Source organism: Bradyrhizobium sp. P2_E8 (assembly GCF_056403875.1).
The window spans coordinates 1-1,130 of sequence record NZ_JBFUES010001560.1; the positions used below are offsets into that span (position 1 = coordinate 1).

A 1,130-nucleotide genomic window follows, 5' to 3' on the forward strand; every position below is an offset into this window, starting at 1 on the left:
CTACGAGGACTGCCGAGACTACGTCTTGGCGCCCTGCTAGAATCTGAGGAGTTTACGATGAAGACACGTGCCGCCGTCGCTTTCGAGGCGAAGAAGCCGCTTGAGATCGTCGAGGTCGACCTGGAAGGACCGAAGGCCGGCGAGGTCCTGGTCGAGATCAAGGCGACGGGCATCTGCCATACCGACGCCTACACGCTCGACGGCTTCGACAGCGAGGGAATCTTCCCGTCGATCTTGGGCCATGAGGGCGCCGGCATCATCCGCGAGATCGGCCCCGGCGTGACCTCGGTGAAGCCGGGCGACCACGTCATCCCGCTCTACACGCCGGAATGCCGGCAGTGCAAAAGCTGCCTGAGCCAGAAGACCAATCTCTGCACCGCGATCCGCGCGACGCAGGGCAAGGGCGTGATGCCCGACGGCACCAGCCGCTTCTCCTACAAGGGCAAGCCGATCTACCACTACATGGGCTGCTCGACCTTCTCGAACTTCACCGTGCTGCCGGAGATCGCCGTCGCCAAGATCCGCGAGGACGCGCCGTTCGACAAGAGCTGCTACATCGGCTGCGGCGTCACCACCGGCGTCGGCGCCGTCGTCAACACCGCCAAGGTCGAACCGGGCGCCAACGTGGTCGTGTTCGGCCTCGGCGGCATCGGATTGAACGTGATCCAGGGCGCCAAGATGGCCGGCGCCGACAAGATCATCGGCGTTGACGTCAACGATTCCAAGGAAGACTGGGGCCGCCGGTTCGGCATGACCCACTTCGTCAACCCGAAGAAGATCACCGGCGACATCGTCCCGCATCTCGTCAACCTCACCGACGGCGGTGCCGACTACACCTTCGACTGCACCGGCAACACCACCGTGATGCGCCAGGCGCTGGAAGCCTGCCATCGCGGCTGGGGCACCTCGATCATCATCGGCGTCGCCGAAGCCGGCAAGGAGATCGCCACCCGCCCGTTCCAGCTCGTCACCGGCCGCAACTGGCGCGGCACGGCCTTCGGCGGCGCGCGCGGCCGCACCGACGTGCCGAAGATCGTCGACTGGTACATGAACGGAAAGATCCAGATCGATCCGATGATCACCCACGTGCTCAAGCTCGAAGAGATCAACAAGGGCTTCGACCTCATGCA

General features: G+C 64.4%; 1 protein-coding gene. It reads left to right on the forward strand.

The genetic code is table 11. The features are described 5' to 3' along the window. Nucleotides 1-57 precede the first annotated feature (57 nt). On the forward strand, nucleotides 58-1,130 hold a 1,073-nt coding region (locus tag AC1D00_RS42300; protein ID WP_477014802.1), incomplete at its 3' end, for an S-(hydroxymethyl)glutathione dehydrogenase/class III alcohol dehydrogenase.